The organism is Pseudomonas sp. LBUM1673, assembly GCF_059695645.1.
On record NZ_CP166780.1, the window covers coordinates 6,181,866 to 6,193,985 of the forward strand.

The window sequence follows — 12,120 nt, forward strand, 5'->3', positions numbered from 1 at the left end:
CGACATGCCCACCCTTACCACCTACCAAACCAGAATCATCCCCGACTGGGTCGACTACAACGGCCACCTGCGCGATGCCTTCTACCTGTTGATTTTCAGCTACGCCACCGACGCGTTGATGGATCGACTGGGCATGGACAGCAACAACCGCGAAGCCAGCGGCAACTCGCTGTTCACCCTCGAGCTGCACCTCAATTACCTGCACGAAGTGAAGCTCGATGCCGACGTTGAGGTGCATACCCAGATCATCGGCCACGACAGCAAACGCCTGCACCTCTACCACAGCCTGCACCTGGTGGGCGGTGACAAGGAGCTGGCCGGCAACGAGCAAATGCTGTTGCACGTCGACCTCGCCGGGCCGCGATCCTCACCGTTCAGCGAAGAAACCTTGAGCCAGCTGCAAGCCATCGTCGCCGATCAAGCCGACCTGCCCGCCCCTGGCTACGTTGGCCGAGTGATCGCATTACCCCCAAAAAAATAATAAGGAGATTGCCATGAACACCGCCGCCGCTTTTGCCGATTTCCGCACCTACCCGTTGATCAGCGCGTTGACCGCCGTGCACACCCTCGCGGACCGAGTTCAAGTGACGTGGGCCGATGGTCGCGTCAGCCCCTTTCATCATCAATGGCTGCGGGACAACTGTCCGTGTCCGTTGTGCGTCTACACGGTGACCCGCGAACAAGTGCTGGAAGTCGTCGATGTCGCTGAAGACCTGATGCCCACCACGGCACGTGTGGATGCCGAGGGCAGCCTGTGCGTCGCTTGGCAGGATGGGCACCTCAGCCGCTTCGATCCGGGCTGGTTGCGGGCACATGCCTATGACGACGAATCCCGTGCTGAGCGGCGGGCAGGCAAACCGAAATCCAGGCTGTGGAACAGCGATTTGCAGTTACCGGTGTTCGAGTATCAGGCACTGATGGACGACAATGACGCATTGTTGCAATGGCTGCTGGCGGTGCGGGATATCGGCCTGACCCAAGTGCGTGGCGTACCCACCGAACCCGGCTCGTTGAAGCTGATCGCCCAGCGGATTTCCTTCATCCGCGAGAGCAACTTCGGCGTGCTGTTCAATGTGCAATCGAAGGCCGATGCCGACAGCAATGCCTACACCGCCTTCAACCTGCCGCTGCACAGCGACCTGCCAACCCGGGAGTTGCAACCGGGACTGCAATTTCTGCATTGCCTGGTCAATGACGCTGACGGTGGCGAGAGCATTTTCGTCGACGGTTTTGCCATCGCCGAAGCCTTGCGCGAGGAAGATCCCGAAGCGTTTCAAGCCTTGTGTGAAATCCCCGTGGAGTTCCGCAACAAGGACCGCCACAGCGACTACCGCTGTCTGGCGCCGATCATCGCCCTGGATGCATTCGGGCAGGTGTCGGAAATCCGCATGGCGAACTTTCTGCGCGGGCCGTTCGATGCTTCAGTCGAGCAAATGCCCAGGCTTTATCGCGCTTACCGTCGCTTCATTGCAATGACCCGCGAGGGGCGGTTCAGGCTGATGCAAAGGCTCAACCCCGGCGAGCTGTGGTGCTTTGATAACCGCCGCACCCTGCACGCGCGCAACGCTTTCGACCCCGCCACAGGTGCCCGGCATTTCCAGGGGTGTTATGTCGACCGGGATGAGTTGCTGTCGCGAATTTTGGTGTTGCAAAGATAAACCGCGTCATCGTTCATCGCGGGCAAGCCACGCTCCCACAGGTTATTCGCAAGTCCTGTGGGAGCGTGGCTTGCCCGCGATGGCGTCCGCACAGGCAACACAAAACCCTCTGATTCACAGGCAAAAAAAGCCCCGATCAAGCCGTGACAGGATCGGGGCAGAGGGTACTGTTGAGGAGCTGTTGCGCGAGGGTGACCAAACCTTCGTGAAACCAGCTGAGTCCAGTGTGCCCACTCCCATCGTCCGCAAGTTAGCCGAAAGCGACCTGTTCATAGGTATTGCGGCCATTGCGACAAATCGTCCTTGCCGACGCCCACAGCCCCTACCAGAATCGAGCCACGACACCGTTCCCTGAAGAAGGATTGCGTCATGATGCACGCCGATTTGATAGACCAGGAAGACCTGTTGGGCCAGCTGAAGTCGTTGGGTTTTCAAGTGCCGAATGGCTCTACAGCCGAGCAGGCTTGCGAGTGTGCAGTGCGAGGCTTGAACGATGAGCGGGCGATGACGCTGCGGACCATGGTCAAGCAGATGTATACCAGCAGCGCGACCATCCTGCCGGCCGTGCGCCAGGCGATCGACAGGCAATTGCTGCCTGCGTTGGCGGAGTATCAACAGAGCCGTAGCGCCTGATAGCCTGTGGCGAGGGGGCTTGCCCCCGTTGGGTCGCGAAGCGGCCCTAAAATCTTTGCGACTGCTACGCAGCCGAACGGGGGCAAGCCCCCTCGCCACAATAGCCCGCGCGGTTTAAAGCCTTACGCTGGCAAACGTCGATTCATTGCGCGCCTGGCTCAACGCCGACAGCGGCCCGGACAACGGCGACAGCACCAGTGCTTGCGGCAGCGGCATCATCGCCACTTGTTGCGTGGTGTTGGAGCCTACGCGTTCATCGCGCGGCGGAATGCCGAAGTATTCGCGGTAGCACTTGGAGAAGTGTGGCGTGGACACGAAACCACACACTGACGCCACTTCGATGATCGACATCGGCGTTTGCTTGAGCAATTGCCGAGCACGGATCAGGCGCAGTTTCAGGTAGTAGCGCGACGGCGAGCAGTGCAGGTATTTCTGGAACAGCCGCTCCAGCTGACGACGCGAAACAGCGACGTACACCGCCAGTTCGTCGAGGTCGATCGGCTCTTCGAGGTTGGCTTCCATCAGCGCCACGATTTCCTGCAACTTCGGCTGGTTGGTGCCGAGCATGTGCTTGAGCGGCACGCGCTGGTGATCCTGCTCGTTGCGGATGCGTTCGTAGACAAACATTTCCGAGATCGCGGCCGACAGTTCACGACCGTGATCGCGGCTGATCAGGTGCAGCATCATGTCCAGCGGTGCGGTGCCGCCGGAGCTGGTGAAACGGTTACGGTCGAGGGTGAACAGCCGGGTACTCATGGCTACCCGCGGGAAAGCTTCCTGCATCGACGCCAGGCATTCCCAGTGCACGCTGCAATCGAAACCGTCCAGCAGGCCGGCGCACGCCAGGGCCCAGCTGCCGGTGCAGACTGCACCGAGACGACGGGACTGACGCGCCTGGCTTTGCAGCCACGACACGTGCTCGCGGGTCACAGTGCGCTGGATACCGATACCGCCGCAGACAATGATGGTGTCCAGGGGCGGCGCTTTGTGCATGGAGGCGTCGGGGGTGATCTGCAAACCGTCACTGGCCCAGACCTGACCGCCATCGACGGTGAGTGTGGTCCAGCGATACAGCTCGCGGCCGGACAATTGGTTGGCCATGCGCAGAGGCTCGACTGCGGAGGCCAGAGAAATCAGCGTGAAATTGTCCAGCAGCAAAAAGCCGATGGATTGAGGCGCACGGTTCTGGGGTTGAGCCCCGGAGTTGAACGTCGTCATCGCGGTATCTCCTCACACAAAGCGGGTGATGGCCTCAGGCGGAGGCTCTTTTTATTGCCATCGTTCTCGCGTGGGAGACGGGCTTTGTAATGACAGAGCAATTGCCATGCCTAAATTGAATGCGCGTTCAATAACTCCTGAAAACGACGTCGCGATGCGTCTAAATATGACGCGCAGAGAGGGGAGGCTATAAGTGCCATCAAGGTCCGCAAACGCTCTACCCCGTTGCGTGTGAGCAAATCGGTAGCACTTGTGGGAACAGGGCTGCGACGCTCCAGGGGAGAGTGTCACCGCAAGCACGGGGGACAGGCGGTAATGGCTAGCCTGGATCCCTGACTTGGGTGAAGTCGCTTATCTGTAAGCGACGCGCCAAAACGTGGCGTGTTTTGATTTCGGTGTTCACTTTGCGCGCAGTTTTGACTGGTCTGGTGTGGCGAGGGAGCTTGCTCCCGCTGGGGCGCGAAGCGGCCCTAAAATCTTTACGACTGCTGCGCAGCCGAGCGGGAGCAAGCTCCCTCGCCACAGGGTCAACCCGGCTTCAGCACTCAACCGCGCTAACCGCCAACCCACCCCGCGATGTCTCTTTATATTTGTCATGCATGTCGGCACCGGTATCGCGCATGGTGCGGATTACCCGATCCAGCGAGATAAAGTGCTGACCGTCGCCGCGTAGCGCCATCTGTGCTGCGTTGATCGCTTTCACCGCGGCAATCGCATTGCGCTCGATACACGGCACCTGAACCAGCCCGCCCACCGGGTCGCAGGTCAGGCCAAGGTTATGTTCCAGGCCGATTTCCGCCGCGTTGCACAGCTGCTCCGGTGTAGCACCGAGAATCTCCGCCAACCCGGCTGCGGCCATGGCACAAGCCGAACCGACTTCGCCCTGGCAACCGACTTCGGCACCGGAGATCGACGCGTTCTTCTTGCACAGAATCCCTACCGCCGCGGCACCGAGGAAGTAATCGACCACGTTGGCGTCGGTCACGGCCTCGCTGAATTTCATAAAGTAGTGCAACACCGCCGGAATGATCCCCGCCGCACCGTTGGTCGGTGCCGTGACCATGCGCCCGCCGGCGGCATTTTCTTCGTTGACCGCCAGGGCGAACAGGTTGACCCACTCCATGGCGCTCAACGTCGAGCCGATCACGTTAGGCTTGTTCAGTTCTTGCAGGCTACGGTGCAACTTGGCCGCGCGACGGCGCACATTGAGGCCACCGGGCAGGATGCCTTCGTGCTTGAGGCCTTGTTCCACACAATCCTGCATGGCTCGCCAGAGCTTCATCAGGCCGCTGCGGATTTCTTCTTCACTGCGCCAGACCTTCTCGTTGGCCATCATCAATTCGGCCACGCGCAGGTTGTGCTGCTGGCAGAGGCTGAGCAATTCGACGGCACTGGAGAAGTCGTAAGGCAGCACGGTGCGGTCCAGATCCACCACGCCGCTGCAAGCCTGTGCCTCATCGACGACAAAACCACCGCCGATGGAATAGTAGGTGTCGCGATGCAGCTCGCCGTGATCGCTTTCGGCAATCAGAGTCATGGCATTGGGGTGGAACGGCAGGTTCTCGTCGATCAGACGCATGTCCCGGGCCCAGATAAACGGGATCGACAAGCGTCCGTCGAGCAATAGCGTGTGGGTCTCACGCAGGGCCTCGATGCGGATGCCGATTTGCGACGGATCGATCGCGTCCGGCCACTCGCCCATCAGCCCCATGATCACCGCGTTGTCGCTGCCGTGGCCGATGCCGGTGGCCGAGAGCGACCCATAAAGCTGAACTTCAACGCGCCGCACCTGTTCCAAAAGACCCTGCTCGCGCAAACCTTGCACGAACAGCGCCGCAGCGCGCATAGGCCCTACGGTGTGCGAACTGGAAGGGCCGATACCGATTTTGAACAGGTCGAAAACGCTGATAGCCATTACTGCTGAACTCCTGGATGTGCCTGTTCCAGGCGCAAAAGCGCCCAGTGACGGAGCTGCTACGCTCAAGCTGCAATCCGTCGAGATGGCCGCATCATCAGGCTTTTACCATGTCGTTCAACGTCTCACACCGACGCACTCATGCCCACCAACGCCGCGGGCCTTTTACGCTGTGTTTTCGCCGTTTTTTTGCGGATCAGAGGGGCAAACAGGGCTGAAAAAAGCTGTAAACGACGTCACCGACACTGGATGCGACCATCCCTGTACTGGTTACGACGCACCCTGTAGGCGTCAGATTTTCACTGGTACATGATCGTATCGACTCGATTGCACGGCGCCTTGGTAGAGCTGTCTCCAAAACGCCATCCAACCGCAACCTATAAGTGCGGTGGTCCAGTCGGAACACTGCCAAAAAAAACACCTAGGAGTCCATCCATGAAAGGTTCCCCGTCGTTGTTGTTGGCCGCCATGCTGAGTCTGCCATTCCTGGCTCAGGCCGCAGAACCGGCCCAATGCAGCACCGTAAACTTCTCCGATGTCGGCTGGACGGACATTACCGTCACCACCGCCACCACCAGCGTCGTTCTCGATGCCCTGGGCTACAAGACCAAAACCACGATGATTTCCGTGCCGGTGACCTACAAGTCTCTGGCGGACGGCAAGAACATGGACGTGTTCCTCGGTAACTGGATGCCGACCATGGAAAACGACATCAAGGCCTACCGCGATGCCGGCACTGTGGACACCCTGCGCGCTAATCTGGAAAACGCAAAATACACACTCGCCGTCCCCGAAGAGTTGTATAACAAAGGTCTGAAAGATTTCGCCGACATCGCCAAGTTCAAGAAAGAACTCGACGGCAAGATCTATGGCATCGAACCGGGTAACGACGGCAACCGCCTGATCCAGAGCATGATCGACAAGGACGCCTTCGGCCTGAAAGCCGCCGGCTTCAAGGTGGTCGAGTCCAGTGAGGCAGGCATGCTCTCGCAAGTCGATCGTGCCCAGCGCCGCAACACCGCCGTGGTGTTCCTGGGGTGGGAACCGCACCCGATGAACACACGTTTCAAGATGAAGTACCTGACCGGCGGCGACGAATACTTCGGCCCGAACTTCGGTCAGGCAACCATCTACACCAACACCCGCAAGGGCTATGCGCAGGAATGCAGCAACGTGGGTCAGTTGCTGAAAAACCTGGCGTTCACCCTCGACATGGAAAGCACGCTGATGGGCAACGTCCTGGACGACAAAATGAAGCCTGACGCGGCCGCCAAGGCCTGGCTGAAAAAGAATCCACAGGTGCTCGATACCTGGCTCGCTGGCGTGACCACCATTGACGGTAAACCTGGCCTGGAGGCCGTGAAAGCCAAGCTTGCGCAGCCTTGAATTAGGGAGCATCGCTTACGCCGGGCGGACAAGTCCGCCCGGGCTGTTTATTTCCTTGCATGCGGACGTTCACTACCATGCTGATTGATCAGAAAATACCTTTAGGCCAGTACATCGCGGGCTTCGTTGAATGGTTGACGCAAAACGGCGCCAGCACTTTCGACGCAATCGCCGTGTCACTGGAAACGATGATCCACGGCGTGACTTTTGCGCTGACCTGGTTCAACCCGCTGGCATTGATCGGCCTCATCGCGCTACTGGCACACTTCATCCAACGCAAATGGGGCCTGACCGTTTTCGTCATCGCCTCCTTTCTGCTGATCCTCAATCTGGGGTACTGGCAGGAAACCATGGAAACCCTCGCCCAGGTGTTGTTCGCCACCCTGGTGTGCGTGCTGATCGGCGTGCCGTTGGGCATCGTCGCCGCGCACAAACCGATGTTCTACACAGTCATGCGGCCGGTGCTCGATCTGATGCAGACCGTGCCGACCTTCGTGTACCTCATTCCTACCCTGACCCTCTTCGGTCTGGGTGTAGTCCCGGGTCTGATCTCGACGGTGGTGTTCGCGATTGCCGCGCCTATCCGCCTGACCTACCTGGGTATTCGCGATGTTCCGCAGGAATTGATGGACGCCGGCAAAGCCTTCGGCTGCTCGCGCCGTCAACTGCTTTCACGGATTGAACTGCCCCACGCCATGCCAAGCATCGCGGCCGGTATCACTCAGTGCATCATGCTGTCGTTGTCGATGGTGGTGATCGCGGCACTGGTGGGCGCCGACGGCCTGGGCAAACCCGTGGTCAACGCACTGAACACTGCTGATATCGCACTGGGCTTCGAAGCAGGCCTGGCGATCGTATTGCTGGCGATCATGCTCGACCGTATCTGCAAACAACCCGACGCCAAAGTAGGGGGTGACGCATGAGCATTATTCGCTTCGAAGACGTGGACGTGATCTTCTCCAAAGACCCGCGCGAGGCCCTCAAACTCCTCGACCAGGGCATGACCCGCGACCAGATCCTGAAAAAGACCGGGCAAATCGTCGGTGTCGAAAAAGCCAGCCTGGACATCGAAAAAGGTGAAATCTGCGTACTGATGGGCCTGTCGGGCTCCGGCAAATCCAGCTTGTTGCGCTGCATCAACGGCCTCAACACCGTCAGCCGTGGCAAGTTGTTCGTCGAGCACGAAGGCAAGCAGATCGACATTGCTTCCTGTACCCCGGCAGAACTGAAAATGATGCGCACCAAGCGCATCGCGATGGTGTTCCAGAAGTTCGCCCTGATGCCTTGGCTGACGGTGCGCGAGAACATCAGCTTCGGTCTGGAAATGCAGGGTCGCCCCGAGAAAGAACGCCGCAAACTGGTGGACGAGAAGCTTGAGCTGGTGGGCCTGACCCAGTGGCGCAACAAGAAACCCGATGAGCTTTCCGGTGGTATGCAGCAACGTGTGGGCCTGGCCCGCGCACTGGCGATGGACGCCGACATTCTGCTGATGGACGAACCGTTCTCAGCCCTCGACCCGCTGATCCGCCAAGGTCTGCAAGACGAACTGCTGGAGCTGCAACGCAAACTGAGCAAGACCATCGTTTTCGTGAGTCACGACCTCGATGAAGCCCTGAAGCTCGGCAGCCGTATCGCGATCATGAAAGACGGCCGGATCATCCAGTACAGCAAGCCGGAAGAAATCGTCCTCAACCCTGCGGACGATTACGTACGCACCTTCGTCGCCCACACCAATCCGCTGAACGTACTGTGCGGTCGCAGCCTGATGCGCACCCTGGACAACTGCAAACGCATCAACGGCTCGGTGTGCCTGGATCCGGGCGGCGATTCGTGGCTGGACCTGGCCGAAGGCAACACCATCAAAGGCGCGCGCCAGAACGGCTCGAGCCTGGACCTGCAGAACTGGATGCCGGGGCAAGCGGTTGAAGGTTTAGGTCGTCGGCCAACGTTGGTGGACTCCAACATCGGCATGCGCGATGCGCTGCAGATTCGTTACCAGACCGGCAATAAGCTGGTGCTGCACGACAACAACAAGGTTGTCGGGATCCTCGGCGACAGCGAGCTGTACCACGCGCTGCTCGGCAAGAACCTGGGGTAAGAAGCAGCAGATACAAAAACGCCGCGACAGGATCGCGGCGTTTTTGTTAGTGCAGATATTTGGCTTGGAATACTGACAACTGTGGCGAGGGAGCTTGCTCCCGCTGGGTTGCGAAGCGACCCCAAACCCTGACACCACGGTCATTCAGACAGATCATGCTATCCGGATTTGCGACTGCTGCGCAGTCCAGCGGGAGCAAGCTCCCTCGCCACAATGGATGTGCGGTGCAACAACTTGCACCGCATCACCTCAAGTCTTAGCTATAAACCCGGCCAAGAAGCTGCCGATGGCTTTCAAACTGATCGAGCACATCACGGGTGATCTGATCCTGAGTGAAGCCCATCAAGTCGTAGTCCTGGCTGCCGTTGTGCAGGTACACCTCGGCGCGGTAGTAACGTGCGCGCGGTTCATCAGCGCTTTCAGCAGACACCGTGTCACTCGCCGCCGCCAGATAACCGTCCAGGCTCACTTCGTAGACAAAAGGGTTGCCCTCTTCCATCTCGATCCGCACGCCCATGCAGCGTTTCGACTTGCCCAGCAACGTCTGCACATCCAGACCTTGTGCACGCAATTGCACAGCCGCATCTTCCAGCGCCGGGCTGACTTGCTTGTCCATGAAGCGCTGAACGATCGACTGATTCGGTTGCAGATCCAACTGGGTCAGACGCTCGCTGAAACCACGACGACCACGCGCCGCCAGTTCCGCTTGCTCCTGTTCGATCTGCACGTCCTGGCGCATGGCCTTGTGCAAGCCAAACATGAAGAACACCAGCACTACCGAGAACGGCAGACCGGCCAGCACCACCATGGTTTGCATGGCTTCGAAGTTACCGGCGAACAGCAGACCGATGGTCACCAGGGTGATCACCGCCGACCAGAAAATCCGCAGCCAGTGCGGCGCATCCTCATCAACATTGCCGCCCTTGCAGGAAAGGTTGGCCATCATCACCGCGCCGGAATCCGCCGGGGTCAGGAACAGCACGAAGCCGACAAAAATCGACACGCCGATCACGATCTTCGACGCCGGGTAATGCTCAAGCAACTGATAGATCGCCATCGACGGCTGTTGCAGCGCCGTCTTCCCGAGTTCCACCGCCCCATGGTTCATCACCAGGTCCAGGGCCGAGTTACCGAAGATCGACAGCCATGCCAGGGTGAAGCCCAGCGGAATCAGCAACACGCCGGCCACTAGTTCACGCACCGTGCGACCACGGGAAATACGCGCGATGAACATGCCTACGAATGGCGCCCAGGAAATCCACCAGGCCCAGTAGAACAGAGTCCACAGGCCCAACCAGCGGTCAGACTTCTCACTGTCGCCTTCATACACATAGAGATCGAAAGTCTTCAGCACCACGCCGTTCAGGTAGTCGCCAATGTTTTGCACAAAGCCGTTGAGCAGGTGCAGGGTCGGGCCGAACAACAGCACGAAAATCAGCAGACCGCTGAACAGCACGATGTTCAGGTTGGACAGACGGCGAATACCGTTTTCCACGCCAGACACCGCGGCGATGGTCGCCACGGTGCTCATCACGATGATCACGATCAGCAGGTTGGTATTGCTGTGCTCCATGCCGAACAGGTTTTCCAGCCCCGACGACACTTGCAGCGAACCGATCCCCAGGTTCGTCACCAGCCCCAGCAGGGTCACGAACATGCCGAAGCCGTCCACCGCGTGACCGGCCGCGCCTTTAACCCAACGCTCGCCGACCAGCGGATACAGTGCCGAACGCAACGCCAGCGGCTGGTTGTGACGGTAAGCAAAGTACGCCACGGCCAAGCCGACCAATGCGTAGATCGCCCAGCCATGCAGGCCCCAATGCAAGAACGTCAGCTGCACCGCCTGACGAGCCGCAAGGTTGCTGCCGGCCACACCTTCCGGCGGGTTGAAGTAGTGGTCCAGCGGCTCGGAAGCACCAAAGTAAAGCAGCGAGATGCCGATACCCGAGGAGAACAGCATCCCCGCCCAGGCGCCGTAGCTGAAGTCCGGGGTGTCGTCCTTGCTGCCCCAGTTTGAGTTTGCCGTAAGACGAAAACGCCAGGCCAACCACAAAAACCAGATAAGCGGCGATCACCACCATGTAGTACCAGCCGAAGCTGCGGGACAACCAGGCCTGGGCAATGCCGAGCATTCTGCCAGCCTCTTGCGGGGCGATGATCAGAATGGCGGTCAACAGCAGGATCAGCGCGGTAGAGGTGTAGAACACCCAACCGTTGACCGTCACCTTCTCGGGCGGGGTCTTTATAAGAGAGGCAGAACTCATGGCACAGATGCTCCGGCAGTGCGAGAGAAGAACACAAGGCAACGCGGTACCCGACCAATCGGTTAGTTGGCAGCCGACCGGTGGGTGATATAAAGACACCCCGAAAAAAGCCCGAAACCCTTGGAACGCCTACGCGTATAGGTTTCGAGCATTTTTGGATGTCGGTTTATCGCCATTTACACGTAGGAAAAATCTGTAAGCAGCGACGATTTGTCGCAGATCTTATTCTTTGTTAATTGAACGTTCAATCAAAACAAAATAGACTGGCCGTCAATCCGGTAGCCGTTTTTCGTCCACCGGAAGGCCTAAGGAGATGTGCAAGATGCCCAAGGTCGGTATGCAACCCATCCGCCGCCAGCAATTGATCGATGCCACGATGCAGGCCGTCGATCAGGTCGGCATGGGGGATGCCAGCATTGCGCTGATCGCCCGTTTGGCCGGTGTCTCGAATGGCATCATCAGTCACTACTTTCAGGACAAGAATGGCCTGATCGCCGCCACGGCGCAGTATCTGATGAGTGTCCTCAGCGAGAACGTCACCGCGCGCCGTCAGGCGCTGGAGGACAACAGCCCACGGGCTCACCTTCAGGTGATTATCGAAGGCAACTTCGACGCCAGCCAGGTCAATGGCCCGGCAATGAAAACCTGGCTGGCCTTCTGGGCCACCAGCATGCACCACCCGTCTTTGCACAGGTTGCAGCGGATCAACGATCACCGCCTGTATTCCAACCTGTGCTGCCAGTTCCGCCGTGTGTTGCCGCTTGATCAAGCGCGCAGTGCCGCCCGCGGCCTGGCAGCCCTCATTGACGGTTTGTGGTTGCGCGGCGCGCTGTCGGGAGATGCTTTCGACACCGGGCAGGCGCACCAGATCGCTTACGAATACATGGATTTCCAACTGGCCAAGCAGGTGAGTTAGAGCACACATAAAACCGCTCAGCCCCTGAACCG

9 protein-coding genes and 1 pseudogene are annotated in these 12,120 nt (G+C 59.1%); 7 read left to right on the forward strand and 3 right to left on the reverse strand.

From position 1 onward, the window contains the following. The first annotated feature begins 4 nt into the window (after positions 1 to 4). The 3 genes from ACA044_RS28325 to ACA044_RS28335 all read left to right on the forward strand — a co-directional run bounded on the left by ACA044_RS28325 (position 5) and on the right by ACA044_RS28335 (position 2,291). Positions 5 to 481 carry a thioesterase family protein gene (locus tag ACA044_RS28325; RefSeq protein ID WP_497444215.1) on the forward strand — a complete coding sequence of 159 codons (477 nt, stop codon included), beginning with the start codon at positions 5 to 7 and terminating at the stop codon, positions 479 to 481. Positions 482 to 494: 13 nt separating this feature from the next. Beyond that, the gene (locus ACA044_RS28330) at positions 495 to 1,658 is read left to right on the forward strand and encodes a gamma-butyrobetaine dioxygenase (protein WP_497444216.1); all 1,164 of its coding nucleotides are present in this window, start codon (positions 495 to 497) and stop codon (positions 1,656 to 1,658) included. A gap of 369 nt (positions 1,659 to 2,027) precedes the next feature. Next, a complete protein-coding gene (locus ACA044_RS28335; protein ID WP_123359165.1) occupies positions 2,028 to 2,291 on the forward strand; it encodes a hypothetical protein in 264 nt (87 codons plus the stop codon). A 114-nt stretch (positions 2,292 to 2,405) separates the two neighbouring features. Here ACA044_RS28335 and gbdR read toward each other — a convergent pair whose 3' ends face one another. Both gbdR and ACA044_RS28345 read right to left on the reverse strand, forming a co-directional pair. Next, a complete protein-coding gene (gene gbdR / locus ACA044_RS28340; protein WP_007907526.1) occupies positions 2,406 to 3,509 on the reverse strand; it encodes a choline metabolism transcriptional regulator GbdR in 1,104 nt (367 codons plus the stop codon). 538 nt (positions 3,510 to 4,047) lie between these two features. Then, the gene (locus tag ACA044_RS28345; protein ID WP_497444217.1) at positions 4,048 to 5,424 is read right to left on the reverse strand and encodes an L-serine ammonia-lyase; all 1,377 of its coding nucleotides are present in this window, start codon (positions 5,422 to 5,424) and stop codon (positions 4,048 to 4,050) included. Positions 5,425 to 5,859: 435 nt separating this feature from the next. On the opposite strand from ACA044_RS28345, the gene ACA044_RS28350 reads away from it, so the two are divergent. From ACA044_RS28350 to choV, 3 genes are all read left to right on the forward strand, one after another. Beyond that, positions 5,860 to 6,810, forward strand: coding sequence for a choline ABC transporter substrate-binding protein (locus tag ACA044_RS28350; protein ID WP_461988891.1), 951 nt, complete (start codon positions 5,860 to 5,862; stop codon positions 6,808 to 6,810). A gap of 77 nt (positions 6,811 to 6,887) precedes the next feature. Beyond that, a complete protein-coding gene (choW, locus tag ACA044_RS28355; protein WP_030128579.1) occupies positions 6,888 to 7,733 on the forward strand; it encodes a choline ABC transporter permease subunit in 846 nt (281 codons plus the stop codon). Next, on the forward strand, positions 7,730 to 8,908 hold the full coding sequence (choV, locus tag ACA044_RS28360) for a choline ABC transporter ATP-binding protein (protein ID WP_497444218.1): 1,179 nt from the start codon (positions 7,730 to 7,732) through the stop codon (positions 8,906 to 8,908). The genes choW and choV overlap by 4 nt, the downstream gene beginning before the upstream one ends. A 256-nt stretch (positions 8,909 to 9,164) precedes the next feature. Here choV and ACA044_RS28365 read toward each other — a convergent pair. Then, positions 9,165 to 11,115 (reverse strand): annotated as a pseudogene (locus ACA044_RS28365) (BCCT family transporter). A gap of 379 nt (positions 11,116 to 11,494) precedes the next feature. Between ACA044_RS28365 and betI the strand changes: the two are divergent. Beyond that, entirely contained in the window at positions 11,495 to 12,088 is a 594-nt protein-coding gene (gene betI, locus ACA044_RS28370; RefSeq protein ID WP_497444219.1) for a transcriptional regulator BetI, read from the forward strand. Positions 12,089 to 12,120: the final 32 nt, after the last annotated feature.